Source organism: Roseateles sp. (assembly GCF_039595295.1).
Classification (GTDB): Bacteria; Pseudomonadota; Gammaproteobacteria; order Burkholderiales; family Burkholderiaceae_C; genus Roseateles.
Genome location: NZ_JBCNLU010000010.1, coordinates 74724 through 90829, shown reverse-complemented (window position 1 = coordinate 90829; position 16106 = coordinate 74724). Strand labels below are relative to the sequence as shown.

At 67.3% G+C, this 16106-nt stretch carries 10 protein-coding genes; all 10 read right to left on the bottom strand.

From position 1 onward, the window contains the following. Nucleotides 1–46 precede the first annotated feature (46 nt). Entirely contained in the window at nucleotides 47–1534 is a 1488-nt protein-coding gene (locus tag ABDW59_RS10080; protein ID WP_343629599.1) for a glutamate synthase subunit beta, read from the bottom strand. Nucleotides 1535–1592: 58 nt separating this feature from the next. After that, nucleotides 1593–6335, bottom strand: coding sequence for a glutamate synthase-related protein (locus tag ABDW59_RS10075; RefSeq protein WP_343629598.1), 4743 nt, complete (start codon nucleotides 6333–6335; stop codon nucleotides 1593–1595). A 196-nt stretch (nucleotides 6336–6531) separates the two neighbouring features. After that, nucleotides 6532–7236, bottom strand: coding sequence for a transposase (locus ABDW59_RS10070; protein WP_343629597.1), 705 nt, complete (start codon nucleotides 7234–7236; stop codon nucleotides 6532–6534). A gap of 28 nt (nucleotides 7237–7264) precedes the next feature. Next, complete coding sequence (locus tag ABDW59_RS10065; protein ID WP_343629670.1) at nucleotides 7265–8395, bottom strand: deoxyguanosinetriphosphate triphosphohydrolase; 1131 nt, start codon at nucleotides 8393–8395, stop codon at nucleotides 7265–7267. Between the two features lie 21 nt (nucleotides 8396–8416). Beyond that, complete coding sequence (aroB, locus tag ABDW59_RS10060; RefSeq protein ID WP_343629596.1) at nucleotides 8417–9547, bottom strand: 3-dehydroquinate synthase; 1131 nt, start codon at nucleotides 9545–9547, stop codon at nucleotides 8417–8419. Then, nucleotides 9528–10133, bottom strand: coding sequence for a shikimate kinase (locus ABDW59_RS10055; protein WP_343629669.1), 606 nt, complete (start codon nucleotides 10131–10133; stop codon nucleotides 9528–9530). The genes aroB and ABDW59_RS10055 overlap by 20 nt, the downstream gene beginning before the upstream one ends. Nucleotides 10134–10174: 41 nt before the next feature. Beyond that, nucleotides 10175–12541 carry an Ig-like domain-containing protein gene (locus tag ABDW59_RS10050; protein ID WP_343629595.1) on the bottom strand — a complete coding sequence of 789 codons (2367 nt, stop codon included), beginning with the start codon at nucleotides 12539–12541 and terminating at the stop codon, nucleotides 10175–10177. 80 nt (nucleotides 12542–12621) lie between these two features. Next, nucleotides 12622–14820, bottom strand: coding sequence for a type IV pilus secretin PilQ (locus ABDW59_RS10045; protein ID WP_343629594.1), 2199 nt, complete (start codon nucleotides 14818–14820; stop codon nucleotides 12622–12624). A gap of 23 nt (nucleotides 14821–14843) precedes the next feature. Further along, complete coding sequence (locus ABDW59_RS10040) at nucleotides 14844–15395, bottom strand: pilus assembly protein PilP (protein ID WP_343629593.1); 552 nt, start codon at nucleotides 15393–15395, stop codon at nucleotides 14844–14846. After that, complete coding sequence (locus tag ABDW59_RS10035) at nucleotides 15392–16099, bottom strand: type 4a pilus biogenesis protein PilO (protein WP_343629592.1); 708 nt, start codon at nucleotides 16097–16099, stop codon at nucleotides 15392–15394. Before ABDW59_RS10035 ends, ABDW59_RS10040 begins: the two co-directional genes overlap by 4 nt. Nucleotides 16100–16106 lie beyond the last annotated feature (7 nt).

The window sequence follows — 16106 nt, the reverse complement described above, 5'->3', positions numbered from 1 at the left end:
AGGCCGGAGGCGCCTGGCGAGTGAACGCCAATGCCGCCCCGCTCGCTCAGCGCGGCAGCGCGCTGTCGCCCATCAGGAACTCGTCGATGGCGCGTGCGGCCTGCCGGCCTTCGCGGATGGCCCAGACCACCAGCGACTGGCCGCGGCGCATGTCGCCGGCCGCGAACACCTTGGCCGCGTTGGTCTTGTAGCCGCCGGTGAACTCCGTCGTCGCCTTGGCATTGCCGCGCGCGTCCTTGGTCACGCCGAAGCCTTCGACGATGGACGCCACCGGGCTGACGAAGCCCATGGCCAGCAGCACCAGGTCGGCCTTGAGCACCTGCTCGCTGCCCGCGACCTCGGTCATCTTGCCGTTCACCCACTCCAGGCGCACCGTCTTCACGCCGACGACCTTGCCCTTGTCCTTGCCCTCGCCGGCGATGAACTCCTTGGTCGCGATCGCGAACTCGCGCTCGCAGCCTTCCTCGTGGCTGGACGAGGTGCGCAGCTTGATCGGCCAGTAGGGCCAGGTCAGCGGACGGTCCTCGACCTCGGGCGGCTGGGGCAGCAGCTCGAACTGGGTGACGCTCTTGGCGCCGTGGCGGTTGCTGGTGCCGACGCAGTCGCTGCCGGTGTCGCCTCCGCCGATCACAATGACGTGCTTGCCGTCGGCGCGGATCTGGCTCTTGAGCTTGTCGCCCGCGTTCAGCTTGTTCTGCTGCGGGAGGAACTCCATCGCGAAGTGCACGCCCGCCAGATCGCGGCCGGGCACCGGCAGGTCGCGCGACTGCTCGGCGCCGCCGGCCAGCAGTACCGCGTCGAACTGCTGCGAGAGCTCCTCGGCGGAGACCACGTCCTTGGCCCAGTTCGTGACCTTGGAGCCTTCCGGCAGATGCCCCACCATCACGCCGGTGCGGAACACCACGCCTTCCGCTTCCATCTGCTGGACGCGGCGGTCGATGTGGCTCTTCTCCATCTTGAAGTCGGGGATGCCGTAGCGCAGCAGGCCGCCGACGCGATCGTTCTTCTCGAACACCGTGACCTCGTGGCCGACCCGCGCCAGCTGCTGCGCCGCCGCCAGGCCCGCCGGGCCGGAGCCCACGATCGCGACCTTCTTGCCGGTCTTGAGCTTGGCCGGGCGCGGCTGCACCCAGCCCTCGGCCCAGGCGCGATCGATGATCGCGTGCTCGATGGACTTGATGCCGACGGCGTCGTCGTTGACGTTGAGCACGCAGGCCGCTTCACACGGAGCGGGGCAGATGCGGCCGGTGAACTCGGGGAAGTTGTTGGTCGAGTGCAGGACCGCGATCGCGCTCTTCCACTCCGCGTCCCCGCCCCGGTACACCAGGTCGTTGAAGTCCGGAATGATGTTGTTGACCGGGCAACCGCTGTTGCAGAACGGGGTGCCGCAGTCCATGCAGCGGGCGCCCTGCTGCTTGGCCTGATCGACGTTCAGCCCGATGACGAATTCCTTGTAGTTCTTCAGACGGGTCTCGACGGGCTCATAGCCCTCTTCCAGACGCTCGTACTCCATGAAGCCGGTGACTTTTCCCATGGCGGCTTGCTCCTAGATCGTGTTGATGCGTGGACCTGCGTGACCTGCGGCGCGCGGATCAGACCTTGGCCTTGGCGGCGGGCGCCTTGGCGTGGGCGATCGTGGCGGCGGTCTCCTTGGCGGCGTTGATCTCGCCCAGCGCGCGGCGGTATTCCGTCGGGAACACCTTCACGAACTTGGCGCGCGACTCGGCCCAGTGGTCCAGGATGTCGCGGGCGCGTTGGCTGCCCGTCCAGCGGTGATGGTCCTCGATCAGCTTGCGCAGGATGGCCTCGTCGGTGCGGGACTCGGTGTCGCCGGCGACGCGGTGCCAGACGGCCTTGTCGATCGCGACCTCCTGCTCATGCGCGGGCAGCAGCCGATCCAGCGTGACGCTGGCGGTGTTGCAGCGCTTGGCGAATTGGCCGTCCTCGTCGTAGACGTAGGCGATGCCGCCGCTCATGCCCGCCGCGAAGTTGCGGCCGGTGCGGCCCAGCACGGCGACGGTGCCGCCGGTCATGTACTCGCAGCCGTGGTCGCCGGTGCCCTCGACGACCGCGGTCGCGCCGGACAGACGCACCGCGAAGCGCTCGCCCGCGACGCCCCGGAAGAAGGCCTCGCCCTTGGTCGCGCCGTACAGCACCGTGTTGCCCACGATGATGTTCTTGGTCGCGTCGCCGCGGAACTCGATGGAGGGGCGCACCACCACGCGGCCGCCCGACAGGCCCTTGCCGGTGTAGTCGTTGGCGTCGCCGATCAGATAGAAGGTGATGCCGGTGGCCAGGAAGGCGCCGAAGCTCTGGCCGCCGGTGCCCTCCATCTGGATGAAGATGGTGTGATCCGGCAATCCATCGGGGTTGCGGCGGACCAGCTCGCCGGAGAGCATCGCGCCCACCGTGCGGCGCACGTTCGTCACCTCCTGCATGAACTGCACCTTCTCGCCCTTCTCGAAGGCGGGCAGGCACTTCTCGATCAGCTTGACGTCCAGCGCGCGATCCAGACCGTGGTCCTGCTGGTCGTTGTGCAGGCGGGCGACCTCGTCCGGCAGTTCCGGGCGATAAAAGACGCGGCTGAAGTCCAGGCCCTTGGCCTTCCAGTGGCTGATGCCCTTCCTGGTGTCGAGCAGGTCGGCGCGGCCGATCAGCTCGTCGAACTTGCGGATGCCCAGCTGCGCCATGATCTGGCGCGCCTCTTCGGCGACGAAGAAGAAGTAGTTGACGACGTGCTCGGGCTTGCCGCTGAACTTCTTGCGCAGGGTCGGGTCTTGCGTGGCCACGCCCACCGGGCAGGTGTTCAGGTGGCACTTGCGCATCATGATGCAACCCTCGACGACCAGCGGGGCCGTCGCGAAGCCGAACTCGTCCGCGCCCAGCAGCGCACCGATGACGACGTCGCGCCCAGTCTTCATCTGACCGTCGGCCTGCACGCGCACACGGCCGCGCAGGCGGTTCAGCACCAGCGTCTGCTGCGCCTCGGCCAGACCCAGCTCCCACGGCGTGCCGCAGTGCTTGATCGAGCTCCACGGGGAGGCGCCCGTGCCGCCGTCATGGCCGGCGATCACGATGTGATCGGCCTTGGCCTTGGCCACGCCGGTCGCGATCGTGCCCACGCCCACTTCCGACACCAGCTTCACCGAGATGTCGGCGCGCGGGTTCACGTTCTTCAGGTCGTGGATCAGCTGGGCCAGGTCCTCGATCGAGTAGATGTCGTGGTGCGGGGGCGGCGAGATCAGACCCACGCCCGGCACCGAGTGGCGCAGGAAGCCGATGTAGTCGGTGACCTTGCCGCCGGGCAGCTGACCGCCCTCGCCGGGCTTGGCGCCCTGGGCCATCTTGATCTGGATCTGGTCGGCGCTGACCAGGTATTCCGCGGTGACGCCGAAGCGGCCCGACGCGACCTGCTTGATGCGCGAGCGCATCGAGTCGCCTTCGCTGAGCTCGTAGTCGACCTCGATCACATCCTTGCCGACGACGTCCGAGACCTTCGTGCCCTGGACGATCTTGATGCCCTTGAGCTCATTGCGATAGCGGGCCGGATCCTCGCCGCCCTCGCCGGTATTGCTCTTGCCGCCGATGCGGTTCATCGCCACGGCCAGCGTGGCATGCGCCTCGGTCGAGATCGAGCCCAGCGACATCGCGCCGGTGGCGAAGCGCTTGACGATCTCGGCGGCCGGCTCGACCTCCTCCAGCGGGATCGCCTTGCTCGGGTCGAACTTGAACTCGAACAGACCGCGCAGCGTCATATGGCGCTTGCTCTGGTCGTTGATCAGCTGGGCGTACTCCTTGTACGTGTCGAACTTGCCCGAGCGCGCGCTGTGCTGCAGCTTGGCGATCGCGTCGGGGGTCCACATGTGCTCCTCGCCGCGGGCGCGCCAGGCGTATTCGCCGCCGGCGTCCAGCATGTGCTCCAGCACCGGGTCGTCGCCGAAGGCGGCGCGATGCAGGCGCAGCGCCTCTTCCGCCACCTCGAACACGCCGATGCCGCCGACCTGGGTCGGCGTGCCGCGGAAGTACTGGCCGACAAAGTCGGACTTCAGGCCGATGGCCTCGAAGATCTGCGCGCCGCAATAGGACATGTAGGTCGAGATGCCCATCTTGGACATGATCTTCGACAGCCCCTTGCCCACCGCCTTGATGTAGTTGTAGATGGCCTTGTCGGCCGACAGCGCGCCGGGCAGCTCCGCGCCCATGGACTGGATGGTCTCCAGCGCGAGATACGGGTGGACCGCCTCCGCGCCGAAGCCGGCCAGCACGGCGAAGTGATGGACCTCGCGCGCGGTGCCGGTCTCGACCACCAGACCGGCGGTCGTGCGCAGGCCCTCGCGCACCAGGTGGTGATGCACCGCGGACAGCGCCAGCAGCGCCGGGATCGCCACGCGGTTCGCGCTCAGGTGGCGGTCGGTGATGATGACGATGTTGTGCCCGCTCTTGATCGCGTCCACGGTCTCGGCGCACAGCGAAGCGAGCTGCGCCTCGACGCCCTCGCGCCCCCAGTCCAGCGGATAGGTGATGTCCAGCTCATAGGGCTTGAACTTGCCGTTGGTATGCGGCTCGATCGCGCGCAGACGGGCCATCGCGTCGAAGTCCAGCACCGGCTGCGTCACTTCCAGACGCATCGGCGGGTTGACCGCATTGATGTCCAGCAGGTTGGGCTTGGGGCCGATGAAGCTGTTCAGCGACATCACGATCGCTTCGCGGATCGGGTCGATCGGCGGGTTGGTGACCTGCGCGAACAGCTGCTTGAAGTAGTTGTAGAGCGGCTTGTTCTTGTCGGACAGCACGGCCAGCGGGCTGTCGTTGCCCATGGAGCCGATGCCCTCCTCGCCGTTGGCCGCCATCGGGGCCAGCAGGAACTTGATGTCCTCCTGCGTGAAGCCGAAGGCCTGCTGGCGATCCAGCAGCGACGCGGCGAACACGGGGGGCTTGGCTTCCGGCGCGGGGATCTCGTCCAGCTTGACGCGGACGTTCTCGATCCACTGGCGGTACGGACGCGCGTTGGCGTACTGGGTCTTGAGTTCCTCGTCGTCGATGATGCGGCCTTGCTCCAGGTCGATCAGGAACATCTTGCCGGGCTGCAGGCGCCACTTCTTGACGACGCGCGATTCGAGGATGGGCAGCACGCCCGATTCGGAAGCCAGCACGACCAGGTCGTCGTCGGTGACCCAGTAGCGCGCGGGGCGCAGGCCGTTGCGGTCCAGCGCGGCGCAGACCTGGCGGCCGTCGGTGAAGACCATGGCGGCGGGGCCGTCCCAGGGCTCCATCATCGCGGCGTGGTATTCGTAGAACGCGCGGCGACGCTCGTCCATCAGCTCATGCTGCTCCCAGGCTTCCGGGATCATCATCATCGCGGCGTGCGCGAGCGGGTAGCCCGACATCGTCAGCAGCTCGATGGCGTTGTCGAAGGTGGCCGTGTCGGACTGGTGCTCGAAGCTGATGGGGTACAGCTTCTTCAGGTCGTCGCCCAGCACGGGCGACTTCATCACGCCCTCGCGGGCGCGCATCCAGTTGAAGTTGCCCTTGACGGTGTTGATCTCGCCGTTGTGGGCGACCATCCGGTACGGGTGGGCCAGCGGCCACTCGGGGAAGGTGTTGGTCGAGAAGCGCTGGTGCACCAGCGCGATCGCGCTGACGACGCGGGGGTCGGCCAGGTCGCGGTAGTACTTGCCGACCTGGTCGGCCAGCAGCAGACCCTTGTAGATGACCGTGCGGCAGCTCATCGACGGCACGTAGTACTCGCGGCTGTGCGTCAGCTTGAGCGCCTGGATGGCGCTGGAGGCCGTCTTGCGGATCACGTACAGCTTCCGCTCCAGCGCGTCGGGGACGATGATGTCCGGGCCGCGGCCGATGAAGATCTGGCGAATGATCGGTTCCTTGTCCCGCACCGTCGGGGACATGGGCATGTCGCGGTCCACGGGAACGTCGCGCCAGCCGATCAAGACCTGACCCTCGGTCTTGATCGCACGGGCCAGTTCCTGCTCGCAGGCCAGACGCGAGGCGTGTTCCTTGGGCAGGAAGATCATGCCCACGCCGTACTCGCCGGGCGGGGGCAGCGTGATGCCCTGCTTGGCCATTTCCTCGCGATAGAACTCGTCCGGGATCTGGATCAGGATGCCCGCGCCGTCGCCCATCAGCTTGTCGGCACCGACCGCGCCGCGATGGTCCAGGTTCTCCAGGATCTTCAGGCCCTGCTGAACGATGTGGTGCGCCTTCTGGCCTTTGATGTGGGCGACGAAGCCCAGGCCGCAAGCGTCCTTCTCGTTCTTGCCGTCATACAGACCGTGGGCGGCCAGCTCGCGGATCTCATTCGCGGACGGGGACTGCATTGGCGCGGGGCGGGAATCTTGAGCTGCCGACATCGGTGGCCTCCTGAACTCTCGGAAAACGAAACCCGCGCAGGTTAAGCCTCGTGCCGGATGCGCACAAGCGGAACTAAATAGGGTCAGGCTCGAATTAATTCCGTCGTGGCGCGATCGTGTCGTTTAAATGGGGACAGAGTGATCGGCGCCGGGGCGACTGCTATCAGACTGCTTCCGGAGGCTTGGGCTTGCGCGGACGTCCACGGGGTCGCGGGCTCATGGGGCGCTCGCTGACCTCGCCCAGCAGTTGCAGGAAGCGTGCCGATCCCAGCGGCCAGCCCTTGAGGGCGGAATCGATCAGACGCTGCCGTTCCGCCTCGGATTCGCCCTCCTCCAGCCAGCGGCGCCACGCGAGTTCGCGCTCGAACGGCGTGTTGCCCAGCGCCCAGAATCCGGGCGGATCGCTGATCAGCGGGTCGCGCCGGCGCCCGAGATGGTGCGCGGCCGAGGACCAGACGTACTCGCCCGCGTCGGTGCCCAGGCCGGCGCGCAGCGGATTGAGCTCGATGCTGCGCATGACGGCGAGCAGATGGGTGTCCGCCTCCAGCGGCGCGGCGCGGAAGCGCCCCTCCCAAAGCGTCCCCACCCGGCCATGCCGGAGATTGAAGGCCCCGACATAGCGCCGCCCGAGCGCCTGCATCATGCGGCTCAGGCCGTCGTCGGCAGAGGGCGTCGCCAGCAGGTGGAGGTGGTTGGGCATCACCACGTAGGCGTGGATGGCCACCTTGTGGGTAGCGGCGCTCTCCTGCAGCGCGGCCAGCAGCGCGCGGCGATCTTCGTCGTCGACGACGATGGGCTGCAGGTTGTGCCCGCGGTGGATCAGGTGGTGCAGATGACCGGCGAGCGCCAGCCGGGGGAGTCGTGCCATGGGGGGTCCGCCATCAGTCTGACCCCAATTATGCGATGAGCTTCTTCCCCGTCAGCCGCTCGTGTTCCTTGAGCGCGAATCGGTCGGTCATGCCGGCGATGTAATCGGCGCAGGCGCGCGCGTGGTCCTTGCCGTCGGCGAAGTCCGGCGGCAGTTTGGCCGGGTCGCTCAGGTAGAGCTGGAACAGCTCCCGCAGCACCTGCTCCGCGCGGTCGCGCTGCGCCTGCACCACCGGATGCCGGTACAGGTTGGCGAACAGGAAGCGCTTGAGCTCGGTGCTCGCATGGCGCATCTCGGGGCTGAAGCGCACCAGCGGGCCCGCCTGTCGGGCCTCGTCCGCGTCGCGCGGCGCGGCGGTCTCGAGCGCCGCCCGGGTCGCGTCGATGATGTCGTAAACCTGCTGCGAGAGCATGCGGCGGATGGTTTCCGCCAGCAGGCGCTTGCCGCCGAGTTCCGGATAGGCGTGCAGGCTCTCGCGCAGGTAGCGATGCACCAGCGGCACCTGCTCCAGCTGCTCCAACGTGATCAGGCCGGAGCGCACCCCGTCGTCGACGTCATGCGCGTTGTAGGCAACCTCATCCGCCAGATTGCAGAGCTGCGCCTCCAGGCTGGGCTGCCCGCCGACCAGGAAGCGCGACGCGACGCCGCCGGGTTCGCGCTCCTCGATGCGCTGGGCGTCGCGCTTGGTGCAATGCTTGAGGATGCCCTCGCGGCTCTCAAAGCTCAGGTTCAAGCCGTCAAAGGCCGGATAGCGCTGCTCCAGCTTGTCCACGACGCGCAGCGACTGCAGGTTGTGCTCGAAGCCGCCGTGCGCCTTCATGCAGTCGTCCAGCACGTCCTGACCCGCGTGGCCGAAGGGCGTGTGGCCCAGGTCGTGGGCCAGGGCGATGGTCTCGATCAGGTCCTCGTCCAGCCCCAGGCTGCGGCCGATCGAGCGCCCCAGCTGCGCCACCTCCAGCGAGTGCGTCAGCCGGGTCCGGAACAGGTCGCCCTCGTGGTTGAGGAAGACCTGCGTCTTGTAGACCAGCCGGCGGAAGGCGGTGCTGTGGACGATGCGGTCGCGGTCGCGCTGGAACTCGCTGCGCGTGGGCGCGGGCGCCTCGAAGAAGCGGCGACCGCGGCTGCGCGCGGGATCGGAGGCATAGGGCGCGCGCAGCATCGTCATCGTGGATTCAGGCTTTCAGGGTTGGGGCTCGGCGTGAGCAGCGATCACCTCGGCCACCATGGCATCGGGCGCTCCCCGCATGCCGGCCCGGCCGAGGCCCTCGATGACGACGAATCGGATCTCGCCGCCCTCGTTCTTCTTGTCGACCCGCATCAGCTCCAGCCAGCGGGCGATGGGCATGCGGGGCGCCTTGACCGGCAGCCCGGCGCGTTCGATCAGGCGCATCATCCGCTCGACGAAGCTGGCCGGAACCAGCCCCAGCCGCGCCGACAGCTCGGACGCCAGCACCATGCCGCAGCCCACGCCCTCGCCATGCAGCCAGGCGCCATAGCCCAGGCCGGTCTCGATCGCATGGCCAAAGGTGTGGCCGAAATTGAGGATCGCGCGCAGACCGCTTTCGCGTTCGTCCTGGCCGACGACCCAGGCCTTGATCTCGCAGCTGCGCTTCACCGCGTGAGCCAGCGCTGACTTGTCGCGCGCCCGCAGCGCATCCAGGTTGGCCTCGATCCAGTCGAGGAAGCCCATGTCGGCGATCGGGCCGTACTTGATGATTTCGGCCAGACCGGCGGAGAGCTCGCGGTCGGGCAGCGTGTCCAGCGTGTCCAGGTCGGCGACGACCCGCAGTGGCTGGTAGAACGCGCCGACCATGTTCTTGCCTCGCGGATGGTTGATCGCGGTCTTGCCGCCCACCGACGAGTCCACCTGCGCCAGCAGCGTCGTCGGCACCTGGACGAACGGGACGCCACGCATGTAGATCGCCGCTGCGAAGCCGGTCAGATCGCCGATGACACCGCCGCCCAGCGCATAAAGCACCGTCTTGCGGTCGGCCGCTTCCGCGAGCAGATGATCGATGACGCGGTCCAGCGATTCCCAGGACTTGTGTTGCTCGCCATCGGGCAGCACCACCGCATCGACGCGTGCGTACTGTGCGGACAGCTGGCGCTTGAGCCGCTCCAGATAGAGCGGAGCGACGAGCTCGTTGGTGACGATGAGCGCGCCCTTGGCGCGTGGCAAGCCGGCCCAGGTGCTCGCTTGGTCGAGCAGACCGGAGCCGATGAGGATGTCGTAGCTGCGGTCGCCCAGGTCGATGGGCACGACCGTGGGGGACGCGCTGGTGAACGTGGCGTCAGGAAGCGGAGCGGTCATGCCCCGGAGTGTACGGGGCCTCCGTCGCACCGACGGTGGCGGCCACGCGGACCGGATCGATCAGCCCGGCCAGCTCCAGCTGCATGAGGATCATGTTCGCGAGCCCATGCACCGAGGGTCGGCTGGACTCCAGCACGAAATGCGCGCAGCGCCGATACAGCGGATCGCGCTGGGCATAGAGCTCGCGCAGCTTGGCCAGCGGATTGGCGACCTGCAGCAGCGGACGCTGCGTGTCATGGCGCAGGCGACGGAAGAGTTCGTCCGGCGAGGAGCGCAGGTACACCACCGTCGAACCCTCCTTGAGCCGATCGCGGTTGATGTCCCGCAGCACGGCCCCGCCGCCGGTGGCCAGGATCATCTCCTGACCTTGCCGGCCGCGATCGAGCAGCTCGCCGATGACTTGCGATTCGAGATCCCGAAACGACGCTTCGCCCTGACGGGCGAAGTAGTCCTTGATCGACTCGCCGCCGAGGCGGCGTTCGATCTCGGCATCGGAATCGATGAACGGGGCGTTCAACTGCCTGGCCAGCAGCTTCCCGACGGTGGATTTCCCACCGCCGGGCATGCCGACCAGCGCGATCACCAGCGGGTGATGCGGCGCCCCGTCGCTCGTCAGATCGTCAGCGGTCAATCGGCGTTCTTGCAGAAGCTGCCGTCCGCCGCGACCCGACGACGACCGTAAGGGCTCACCACGAACGCTGGCGTGCGCGTGCTGTCGGTGATGGTCTCCGAGTCGACCGGAAGGACGTCGTTGTAGGTGGCCGGCGGGCTGAGCACGCCCAGGGCCGAGGCGCTCAGTTGGAATCGGACCCAGCTGGCCACGCTCTGCGGGTACTCCAGCACCAGCACGGCCTGACCGTTGGCATCGGTGCGGGTCGAGCCGCTCATCGAGATCGAGGCGTCCGACTTGCGGGGATCCAGCTGCTTGTTGCCGTTCTGGTCTTCCACGCCGTCGATCAGACCGTTGCGGTTCACGTCCTCCGCCAGGCACATCAGGCTCAGCGGGAAGGGCTGCGAATACTGCAGCGGCGTGCTGGAGAAGCTGTCCAGGTAGTAGTAGGCCGTCCAATTCGCGGTAGTGGCGTTGCTGTAGAAGCCCTTGTAGTAGCCCAGAAGATCCAGCGAGGGCGTGATCTGCACGTCTGCCTTGGGTTGTCCCGCCGCGTCAACGACCAGCACCACGAAGCTCTTGCGATAGGTGAGGTCGGTCTTCGTCACGGTGCCATTGGTACCGATCGAGATCGACAGGGGATCGGACACGACCGTCAGCGTCGTCAGCACCGAGTTAGGGCAGGTACCGGCGGCGAAGTCGTTGTAGTCCCAGCAAGCGCGGATCGTCACGCCGCTGGTCGGGCTGGGACGGCTGCCTGGGCTGTAGCTGGTGGTCGCCAGACCGGACGTATCGGAATAGACGATCTGCGTGCCCGAGGCGAGCGTGCCGCCGATCGAGTTCGCATCACCATTCAGGTCAAAACGAACGCGTACGTTTTTCACCGGAGCGTTGCTGGCGGCCTGGAACAGCGCGCGAATCTCGGAGCGGTTGCTCGTCGTCGAGGTATTGACGCTCACGACCGTCGGATTGGCGGACACCGATGCCGACACCACGCTAGGGGTCGCGGTGGGCACGGTCGAGCTGCTGTTCGGCACCGTGACCGTGTTGACCGTCGACACGCCGCCGGCAGTGGCGGTGATGTCGATCGGTCCCGAGGTGGCGGGCGCGGTATAGGTGAAGGTGTATGAGCCGCTGGCGTCGGTCTGGCCGCTGGCGCTGGGCAAGCCCGGCGCCGACACCGAGATCGGCACGAAGGTCATCGGGTTCTGGTTGACGTCGCTCAGGCGGTAGTCGATGCGGTTGCCGGTCGAGCCAGCCACCGGTTGCTGCGGCAGGGCCGTGCCAACCAGCTTTGTGCCCAGCACCTGGAAGGTCGCCGTCTTGGTCAGGGCGCCGCTGGTGGCGACCACCGTGATCAGGCGATTCGACTTGTCAGCGCCGCTGTTGACCGTGGCGATCGCCTGGCCGCTGGCATTCGTCGTGCCGTTCTGCACCGCCACCGTCGCGCCGGCGTCAGTCGTCGTGAAGGCCACCGGGATGCCGGCGATCACGTTGCGCTGCGCGTCGACCGCCGTCACCGTCGCGGTGACCTTGTCGCCGCCGGTGTTGCCGATGCTGATCTTGTCCAGCACCAGGGTCATGTCCGCCGCCAGCGGGGTCGTGCTCGGCGGGGCCACGATGTTCAGCGTGATCGTGCGGGACACGGTGCCGCTGACCGCGGTGACGGTCACCGGGCGCGCGGTACGGCTGGCGCCGACCGAGATCGTCGCGATCAGCTGTCCGGAGGTCGCGTCGGTGGTGCTGGCCGCCGTGACGAAGGCCGTGTTGGCCGGATCGACGACCGACAGCGTCACCGGGGTGCCGCCCACCGCGGTGCGGTTGGCGTCCAGCGACGTGATGGTCAGCGCCGCGGTGGCGCTGCCGTCATAGGGAATCGACTGGGTGTTCAGCGTCATCGACAGGTCGGCGATCTTGCCGCCGGTCAGGCTGTCGACCACGTCGAAGGAGGCTTTCTGCAGGATCGTGTTCTTGCCGTCGGTGGCCGCGGCCGTCACGGTGATCGTGCGATTGGTGCGGTCGGCGCCCAGGCTGACCGTGGCGTGCAGCACGCCCGTCGAGTCGCTCTTCGTGCCGGCCGGCGTGATGATCGCGTTGGAGTCCACGGCGAAGGCCATGGGGACGTCGCCCACCGCCGAGCCGTTGACGTCGGTCGAGGTCACCTTGACGTCGACCGTCTGGGCGCCGCTGTTGGGGACCGTCTTCTTGTCCAGCTCGACCACGAGCTTGGCCACGGCCGAGGGGGTGGTCGGCGACGTGCCGCCGCCGTTGGCCGGGGTGCCCGCCGCACCGCCACCGCCGCCGCAGGCGGCCAGCGTGGCGGCCATGAAGGCCCCCGTCGTCGCGGTCCGGATGAACCGCGCGTACTTCGCGAAAATCGTCATGTGTTGCTACTCCAGCCACACCGCGCGTCAGACGCGCGGTCTCTCCCTATCGTTGCGGATGTGCTCAGCCTGTGAGCTGATCAGCGGGTGGTCACCCGATCGCTGACCACCTTCGGCGTGATGAAGATCAGCAGTTCCGTTTTAGCCGTGCTGCGTGTCCTGTTCTTGAACAGATTGCCCAGCAACGGAATGTCGCCCAGGTACGGGACCTTGTTCTCACTGTCCAGGTCTTCCTGCGTGTAGATGCCGCCGATCACGACGGTGCCGCCGTTCTCGACCAGCACCAGCGTCTGCACGTGCTTGTTGTTGATCGCGTAGCCCTGCGGGGTCAGCGTGCCGCGGCTGTCCTTGTTGACGTCCACGGTCAGGATGACGTTGCCCTCGGGCGTGATCTGCGGCGTCACTTCCAGCTTCAGCACGGCCTTCTTGAAGCTGATGGAGGTCGCGCCGCTGGAGGTCGCCTGCTGATACGGAATTTCCTCGCCCTGCTCGATCAGTGCCTTGGTCTGGTCGGCCGTCACGACGCGCGGGCTGGACACCACCTTGCCGCGGCCGTCGGCCTCCAGCGCGGAGATCTCCAGGTTCAGGAAACGGTTGGCGGTCGCGCTGAACAGCGACAGCGCGAAGTTGGCCGCCGACTGTTGGCCGAACACGTCGCTGGACACGTTGGCCGGCAGGTTCACGAACTGCGAGTCCGCGTACTGGTAGGTCGCCTGCTGGTTGGTCGCCGAGCCGACGGCCGAGTAGTTGCCGCCCACCGTCACGTAGTTGCCACCGCCCACGCTGTAGCCCGGGATGCCGCCTTGACGGCCGCGCAGGTCGGACGCGCCGAGCTTGACGCCCAGCGCCTTGCCGAACTTGTCGTCGGCCTCGACGATGCGGGCCTCGATCAGCACCTGGCGTACGGGGATGTCGATCTTGGCGATCAGCGCCTGGATCTCTTCCAGCTTGGACGGGATGTCGGAGACGAACAGCTGGTTCGTCCGCGTTTCCCAGATCACGCTGCCACGCGAGGACAGGATGCGCGAGGTCTGCGTGTTGCCGCCCGTGCCCGACGGGTTGTTCTGTCCGGTCAGGCCCTTGGCCACTTCCTCGGCCTTGGTGTAGTTCATCTGGAAGGACTGCGTGCGCAGCGGCTCCAGCTGGGTGATCTGCTGCTTGGCCTCGAGCTCGGCCTTCTCCTTGGCGGCGAGCTCTTCCTTCGGCGCGATCCACAGCACGTTGCCGGACTTGCGCATGCCCAGGCCCTTGGCCTGCAGGATGATGTCCAGCGCCTGGTCCCAGGGCACGTCCTTCAGGCGCAGCGTCACGTTGCCCGAAACGGTGTCGCTGGTGACGACGTTGAAGTTGGTGAAGTCGGCGATGACCTGCAGCAGCGCGCGGACATCGATGTTCTGGAAGTTCAGGCTGAGCTTGTCGCCGTTGTAGCCGGGCCCTTGCGTCAACTTGTTGGGGTCGACCTTCTGGGGCCGCACTTCCAGCACGAACTGGTTGTCGCTTTGATAGGCGCTGTGCTCCCAGTCGCCCTTGGGCGTGACGACCAGACGCACGCGGTCACCCGCCTGCGACGCGACCACCGTCTGCACCGGCGTGCCGAAGTCGGTCACGTCCAGCTTGCGACGCAGACGCTCGGGCAGATTGCTGCGCAGGAAGTCGACGACCAGCGTCTTGCCTTGCTGCTGGATGTCCACGCCGACCTGGCTGCTGGGCAGATTGACGACGACGCGGCCGGAGCCGTCGGTGCCGCGGCGGAAGTCGATGTCTTGCAGCGACTGCGCGTCCGTATTCTGGCTGGGCGCGAAGTGCAGCGGCTCGGTCGTGGCCACGCCGGCGGTCGTGTTGGCCGCCGTCGGTGCGGACGCGGGCGCCGGATCCAGGAAGACCAGCAGCGAGTTGTCCTGCAGCTGCGCGCGATAGGTGCTGGCCTGACGCAGGTTCAGCACGACGCGGGTGCGGTCGCCGGCTTGCGCGACGTTGGCCGAGCGCATGTTGCCGGTGTTGATCTCGACCGCGCTGCGGCCCAGGCCGTTGCCCACGCCGGGCAGGTCCAGCGCGATGCGCGGCGGGACCTGCACCGCGAAGCCGCGCGGCAGCTCCTTGAGCGGCTGCGCCAGCTCGATGCGGACCACGTCGCTGCCCGATTGCTGGGTCGAGCTGATCGACCGGATGGTGTTCTGCGCCCAGGCCTGGACGGGCATCAGCGCGGCCAGCGCCAGGGTGCAGGCCAGCGCGCGCCAGCGCTTGGCGATCAGACCGACTTCAGTGACAGAAGAGCTCATCGGGGCGTTCTTCACAAGGTTATTCATCGTCCCTGCTCCTGAAGCTGGAGAGTACTGGTGCGTTCAATCCATTCGCCCGCAGCGTCCTGGACGACTTCTCGCAACGAGATTTCAGTCTCGGTGATCTTGGTGATGCGGCCGAAGTTCTGGCCGAGGTATTCGCCCACACGCGCCTGGTACAGCAGGTTGTCGACGCGCAGCAGCGCGTAGGGCCGGCCCTCGCGCGTGACGCTGCCGACCATGGCCATGCTGTCCAGCGGATAGGCCTCCAGCGGCTCGCGGCGGCGCTTCATTTCCGCCGCCAGCAGCGAGCTGGGCTGCGCCGCCTCGCGCTTGAGCGCGACGGTCAGCTTCTGCGTGCTGAAGGGGTCGACGACGACCGCCGCCTCATAGGGCGCGGGCTGGAATTTCTTCGGGGGAGTCAGCGGGCGGACGGTGGGCCGCGTCTGTTGACGCTGTTCTTCCATCCATTGCTGCAGCTCGTCGTTGTTGCCCGAGCAGCCGCCCAGCGCGATGCCGCACAGCGACAAGGCCGCGAAGAGCCGTCCACCGCGTTCAAGCGTGCTGCGCGTCATTTCTTCTTCTCCGCGGCCGCGGCGGCCTTCTTCTGCTCCTCGACCTCGGACGAGTCGAGATAGCGGTAGGTGCGGGCGATCGCCTCCATCGTCAGCGTCGCGTTCGCGTCGGTGCGCGGAGGCGTGCTCTGGTTGCTGGACTGATTCGGGTACGCGATGTTCAGGTCGTGCAGCGTGACGATGCGCGAGAGGTTGGACACGTCCGCGGTGAACGCGCCGATGTCGTGATAACGCCCCGTCACCTTGATCGAGATCGGCTGCTCGGCGTAGTAGTCGCGCATCGCGACCTGACCTGGCCTGAAAAGCTCGAACTGCAGACCGCGTCCCAGGCCCGCCTGGTTGATGTCGGAGAGCAGCGCATCCATCTCGGCCTTGCCGGGCAGCTGCTTCTCGAGCTGCAGCACGTATTCCTCGACCTGGCTCTTCTGCTTGCGCAGCTCGGGCAGATTCACCGCCTGCGTCAGCTTGTTGCCGTAGTCTTCCTTGAGCCGGGGCTCCTTGTCGTGCTCGGCATCGAGCACCGCCTGCTCGTCCGACAGCACGGCGACCCAGCCGAGGCCGACCGTGGCCAGCGCGAGCACGACGAAGGACAGGTACTTGGGAGCCGGCGGCCACTGGCCGGGCTCCTTCATGTTCAGGTCCTGGAACTGGCTGGAGAAGTCAGCGAACCAGGCGTTGAGGTCCAGGTTTTTCAAGTTGGCCATGGCGTCC

What these genes read in the sequence shown, in the direction of transcription:
- ABDW59_RS10080 (WP_343629599.1), bottom strand. Translation starts at nt 1,534, where the DNA reads ATGGGAAAAGTCACCGGCTTCATGGAGTACGAGCGTCTGGAAGAGGGC.
- ABDW59_RS10075 (WP_343629598.1), bottom strand. Translation starts at nt 6,335, where the DNA reads ATGCAGTCCCCGTCCGCGAATGAGATCCGCGAGCTGGCCGCCCACGGT.
- ABDW59_RS10070 (WP_343629597.1), bottom strand. Translation starts at nt 7,236, where the DNA reads ATGGCACGACTCCCCCGGCTGGCGCTCGCCGGTCATCTGCACCACCTG.
- ABDW59_RS10065 (WP_343629670.1), bottom strand. Translation starts at nt 8,395, where the DNA reads ATGCTGCGCGCGCCCTATGCCTCCGATCCCGCGCGCAGCCGCGGTCGC.
- aroB (WP_343629596.1), bottom strand. Translation starts at nt 9,547, where the DNA reads ATGACCGCTCCGCTTCCTGACGCCACGTTCACCAGCGCGTCCCCCACG.
- ABDW59_RS10050 (WP_343629595.1), bottom strand. Translation starts at nt 12,541, where the DNA reads ATGACGATTTTCGCGAAGTACGCGCGGTTCATCCGGACCGCGACGACG.
- ABDW59_RS10045 (WP_343629594.1), bottom strand. Translation starts at nt 14,820, where the DNA reads ATGAGCTCTTCTGTCACTGAAGTCGGTCTGATCGCCAAGCGCTGGCGC.
- ABDW59_RS10040 (WP_343629593.1), bottom strand. Translation starts at nt 15,395, where the DNA reads ATGACGCGCAGCACGCTTGAACGCGGTGGACGGCTCTTCGCGGCCTTG.
- ABDW59_RS10035 (WP_343629592.1), bottom strand. Translation starts at nt 16,099, where the DNA reads ATGGCCAACTTGAAAAACCTGGACCTCAACGCCTGGTTCGCTGACTTC.